This window comes from Pseudoscardovia radai (genome assembly GCF_002259605.1).
Classification (GTDB): domain Bacteria; phylum Actinomycetota; class Actinomycetes; order Actinomycetales; family Bifidobacteriaceae; genus Pseudoscardovia; species Pseudoscardovia radai.
The window spans coordinates 1-5,181 of the sequence record NZ_MWWR01000027.1 but is presented as its reverse complement, the minus strand read 5'-3'; the positions used below and the strand labels follow the sequence as shown (position 1 = coordinate 5,181).

Genomic DNA, 5,181 nt, shown 5'->3' with positions numbered 1-5,181 from the left:
CTGTTGGGGTGGGGTGGTGCCTGTTTGCAACGATGGTGTCGGTAACAGTGGGTCTCGCTGGTTGCTGGCGTGCCAGTGAGGGGCACTGTTGGGGTGGGGTGGTGCCTGTTTGCAACGATGGTGTCGGTAACGGTGAGTCTTGCTGGTTGCTGGCGTGCCAGTGAGGGGCACTGTTGGGGTGGGGTGGTGCCTGTTTGCAACGATGGTGCCGGTAACAGTGAGTCTCGCCGGTCGCAGGAGTGCCAGTGAGGGGCACTGTTGGGGTGGGGTGCCGCCTGTCTTCAACGATGGTGTCTGTAACGGTGGGCTTCGCTGGTCGCCGCAGTGCCAGTGAGAGGCACTGTTGGCGGGGAAATCGTTGAGATTACTCTTAGCAGGAAGAAGGCAAACCTGGCGCACCGCATACAAAAGGGGCGCGGCCGATGATTCCGGCCGCGCCCCGCGTCGTGTTTAAAGAAGCGTCGTGTCTACGGGAGCATCGCGTCCCTCGCGCCCTCCATCCAGCGCACGTCCGTGCCGAGGAAATCGAACTCACGCTCCGTCAGCGCGCGATACCCGTCCAGCAGACGCCCGTAAGCCTCACGGCCCTCCGCCATCACCTCGCTGACGAAACCCTCCGACAGGTCGAACGGCACGCCCCACAGGCCGCACGCCGTCTCCAACGCGCGAACCTCGTCCCCGCCCAAGCGGGCGGCGAACCCGTACGCGCGCGCCACGTTCAACGACGTGAGCCAGTCCACCGCGTCATGCGCCCACTCGGCGCACTGCGCCCACACGTCTTCCTCCGAATCCCAGCCGGGGGCAAGCTCCGTCGCAATCACATTGCCCTCGTCCTCGTTCACCAAATACCCGTAGTACAGGTACGCCTCCAACGTGAGCGCCCACTCCTCGATAGTCACCGACCCGTCGTACACGTGGCTGACCGGCGGGCGGAAGAATAGCCACTCCGCGGCCGACATGTCCGTCAGAGACTCCGACCCGTCCAATATCGGGAACGGGAGGCTCACCGAAGGGCTGAACAGGAGCCGCCCCACGTAATCCCCGTCCTCGCCGTCCGGCGGAATGAACAAGGTACGCCCGCAATCGACCATGCGCTTCAGATACTCCGCCGGGGGTTCGACGACGAACGGCACGCCCGACGAAAACCCATGCCACTCGGTGACCTCCACGCCCGAACCGTCGCCCGCGCCGCCCGGCACACCGGCATCCGCCGCGCCGGCAGTGTTCGCCGCGCCGGTCATGTTCCTCGCCGTCACGGGAAAAGCCTTGCCCGGGCCGAACCCGGATGTATCTCGGTGGCTCATGTCGTCGTAGCTCATGTCATTCCCCTTCACTCGCTGTCTCTCATATCGCCGACAGTACCCGCCTCGTCCGTCGGCGTGTCGCTTCTGCGTGGCTCGTGCAAACCGTGATGGATCGTGGGTGGAATCCGGGTTCCAGGGTGGCAAAATCGTGGAAAATGGTCTGCGGGACTCCGCGGGACATGGCGTTGTCTTCCGTGTTCCGGGAAGCGTGTTTCGGGAAGGGGCGCCTGCGTCTTGCGCGGCACTTCGCGCTAGACGATGATATGGGAAAGAGATAATGCAGAAGGGGAACGAAAAGAAGGTATAAAAAAGTGCGCCAGACAGGATTCGAACCTGCAACCTGCTGATCCGTAGTCAGCTGCTCTAATCCATTGGGCTACTGGCGCAACGCTGTAAGCTTTGCTTGCAACATTTGAAGAGAATAGACCTTCGTATCGAGCGGCGCAACTACGGCGTGTCGCGTGGTGATACTGGTGATACAGCGAGGGAGAGGGCGCATCCTCATATCGTCGTTCGCCCGATATCCGCCGGTCATCGCCATCGCGACCGGTACAATGATGGCAAAGAGAGAGAAAGAGGCCAGGGATGTCCGTCTTCCATCGCGTGTCGTCTTGCTGTACCGCGTCCCGTGTTGCGTGCGCTCGGCGTCATGTCCGTCGCATTGTGCATCCGCTCCGTTGCCTGCAGGCTATGGCTGCGGTGGTATGTGCATGCGTGCTTGCAGCGGTGCCGGTATGCGTTCCGGCGGCGGTTGCCGCCGACGATTCCTCCGGGTCCTTCGTGATGCCGGCGGCCAGTGTGTCGCAGGTCGATGACCCGCAGTGCCTTCCGCGCGGCACGTCGCCGAGCTCGTCATCGTACGAGCAGGCCATCCGCCTTCTTTTCTCGCCCGACGGTTCCACCGCCTACACCGTGCCCCTCCCCGCCGGCGACGCCATCTGCCGCGTCGACGTGGCGAGCATGACGGTCACTGGCAAGGCCGACCTGTCCGGCGTGACGCTCGAACCCACCGGCACCGCCGAGATATCGGACGACGGGTCGCATATCCTGCTCGCCGTCGATGACAACGGGCAGGGCGGCATGGGCCTGTCCATCGCCACCGCAGACATGTCCGTCACCCGCCTGCCCGTGAGCAGCTGGTGGTTTGTGCCGTCGCCCGACGGCGCCACAGCCTACGCATACACGAACTCCGACCCCTCGTCCCCGCAGACGCGCCGCATCGTCTCCCTTTCCACCGCCGACGGCACCATCACCGACGAAAAAACCATCGACCTGCCGTATTCGATGAATGATGAGCGTGTGCTTGCCGTGTCGCCGGACCGTCTGACGTGGTACGTTGCGTTCGATCCTTCCGATTGGTCGGAGCGTTTGGTGTCGCTCAATGCCGCCACGGGTGATGTGAAGATGCTTCCCGTCCGGCCGACGCGTATGCGTGTTACGGGTGACGCGGCTGGGGATACGGTGTGCGATGGCTTCCATGTGCTGGAGCGGCGCGCGCAGAACTCGGACGATGCTGCCCATCCGTCGCTTGTGGCGGATTCGGATACCCTGTATCTTGTCGATGCCGTGCGATGGGATGCATCGGATGCGTCGGATGACGATGCATCCGGCCAATGCCCGATACGGGACGGGGATTCGACAATCACACCCGTGACCTTGTCGACGGGCCAAGTGGGGCAGGAGCATACGCTCGCAGGTTTTTCCGAAACATCCGAGACCGATTCGTCCCTTGATGGCTCGGTCCTGGCTTACTCGTTCTCGGATGGCACGGTTTCCTCGACACCGGCGGCCCCCTCGCAAGGAGTCAGGTTCGTATCGGCGCGGGATTGGTCCGTTATGGGGGAGATCCCGACCATCCTCGCAGGTGGTGATGGCAATGTCCTTGAGGGGCGGGAAGGCGCTTTGACATCCGACGGGTCTGCGTTTGTCATGCCCCTGTTCGCTGGGGGCGTCGTTTCCGATGGCCGTGCCGCTGCCGCGCCCGCGGCTCTTCGTGTCGCGTCGACGGATGGCGCGTGCGTGGCGGATTACTCGGTGAATCTCGGCGAGGAGGAAAATGCTACGGAAAATCCCGAAAAGAGCATGGGAATTGTCGGGAACGTGCCGATGCCGGGCGAGACCGGCATATTCCTTACAGCGGGCGATGGCTTTCTTCTGACCAAAGTCAGCGTTCCTGACGATTGGGCGGATGCTGTCGCGTCGACATCATCGTCGGCGGGGCAGTCCGGTCGGTCAGGTGACAGGGCTGCCCCGGATGCGCGTGGGCGGACGATTGCCATCGTGGCGGTCGGCGTCGTGGCGGCCGTGGCGATCGTGGTCGCTGTGATCGTGCTCGTGCGACGCCGCGGTGCGGTTTGCATCAAGACGGATGGAAGACATGATGCAAAGCATGTCGTGTGAAGTCTTCTGTTGTGGTGTTTGATGCGCTGCTGACTTTTGAACTCGTGTCCCTGTGGTGAATCGGTGCGCATGCGCGTTGTGGACATGCTGACTCTTTCTTGCGGCTGCTTTTGTGCGACACGCCGATGGGTTGTGTTCTTTCGGGAGGGGGAGGGTCTCTAGATGTTGTGTTTGGTTGGTTTTCGGCCGTTGGTCGCGTGGGGCCTGTTTTCCGACTTGCTTTGTGGTCTGTCGTGTTTTTGAAACACTAGATGTGTTGTTTGTCGTCTTGCGCGTGTCGGTTGACGTGCCGTGTATGTGTCGCCTTGGGGCTAGAATGGCGGCTGTCGAACGAGTGTTCGCGATAGGTGAATTTTCCGGCCGGAGCCGGGGTTGGGAGTGATCGGTGGAGATGCCGGATGACGTGGATGGGGTGCTGCGCGGGGAGCCGACGATGACCGACGTGGCGTGCGCGGCGGACATGCTAGGCGTTCCCGCGAGCGTGCTTTTCGGCTTCGTCTATCACCTTCGCGGGGGCGACGCCTAGGTAGTCGCACATGTCGGCGAAGACCGTCAGCGGGATGGGGCGCGCCCCGCTGAGATAGCGGCTGACCGAGACCCGGTGCACGCCGATGGCGTCGGCGATGTCGTCATCGCTGGCCTTCCTGCGCCCCTTCTGCGCCCTGAGCTCCGCGGCCAGGGCCGCGGCGAATCGTTCTCCGTATGTGGACATGCCTGCCAGCGTAGGCCGAACGGTGGATAAAATAACCAAGAGTTGACAAACTGAAACCGAATGGTTACAATATGGGGGTGTCGGGATGGACTGGCCATCCCATCGTCACGCCGGCGCGGCCGGCGGAAAGGAGTATCGCGATGACGGACCAGATGGTCCTCGCGACCCAGAAATGGCTGAACAAGACATACGTGGGCAGGAACGGCTGCAACGTCGTGCAGGAGAACGGCAGGACCGGGTGGGAGGTCGTCCACGGCCTTCTGAGGGCGCTGCAGATCGAGCTGGGCATCTCGGTGCCTTCCGACAACTTCGGCCCGGGCACGACCGCCCGCTACCAGGCGGCGCCGCTGGCGAAGCCCGCCCTCAAGGGAGCGGCGAGCAACAAGTACGCGATCCTGCAGGGCGCCCTGTGGTGCAAGGGATACGACGCCGGGCACTACGGGGACCTCGACGACCACTACGACGACAAGGTCGCGGCGGCCGTCGCGTCGCTGCAGGCCGATGCCGGGATCGGGGGCGACGGCTTGACCGTCAGCGTGAACCTGATGAAGGCGCTCCTGTCGATGGACCAGTTCAGGCTCATCCCGGGCTCGGGCGGCGATGCCAGCGTCCGTTCGTTCCAGCAGGAGCTCAACGGCGGCTTCGAGGCTTACTCCGGGCTGAGCCCGTGCGACGGCATCTATGACCGCGGCACCAACGAGGCCGTCATCTACGCGATCCAGGCGCTGGAGGACATGCCCGTCGATGTCGCCAGCGGCTACTTCG

The 5,181-nt window shown here is 63.3% G+C and carries 3 protein-coding genes, 1 tRNA gene and 1 pseudogene; 2 read left to right on the top strand and 3 right to left on the bottom strand.

The window, feature by feature from the left end:
- Window positions 1–467: 467 nt before the first annotated feature.
- Together PSRA_RS08980 and PSRA_RS08975 are read right to left on the bottom strand one after the other, a co-directional pair.
- Window positions 468–1,319 carry a hypothetical protein gene (locus PSRA_RS08980; RefSeq protein WP_094661551.1) on the bottom strand — a complete coding sequence of 284 codons (852 nt, stop codon included), beginning with the start codon at window positions 1,317–1,319 and terminating at the stop codon, window positions 468–470.
- A 297-nt stretch (window positions 1,320–1,616) separates the two neighbouring features.
- Window positions 1,617–1,690 (bottom strand) — tRNA-Arg (locus PSRA_RS08975).
- Window positions 1,691–2,018: 328 nt separating this feature from the next.
- On the opposite strand from PSRA_RS08975, the gene PSRA_RS08970 reads away from it, so the two are divergent.
- A complete protein-coding gene (locus PSRA_RS08970; RefSeq protein ID WP_143516477.1) occupies window positions 2,019–3,704 on the top strand; it encodes a hypothetical protein in 1,686 nt (561 codons plus the stop codon).
- Between the two features lie 463 nt (window positions 3,705–4,167).
- On the opposite strand, the gene PSRA_RS08965 is transcribed toward PSRA_RS08970, so the two are convergent.
- Window positions 4,168–4,416, bottom strand: coding sequence for a helix-turn-helix domain-containing protein (locus tag PSRA_RS08965; RefSeq protein WP_094661248.1), 249 nt, complete (start codon window positions 4,414–4,416; stop codon window positions 4,168–4,170).
- A gap of 140 nt (window positions 4,417–4,556) precedes the next feature.
- On the opposite strand from PSRA_RS08965, the pseudogene PSRA_RS08960 reads away from it, so the two are divergent.
- Window positions 4,557–5,181: pseudogene (locus tag PSRA_RS08960) on the top strand (glycoside hydrolase domain-containing protein); the annotation flags it as partial.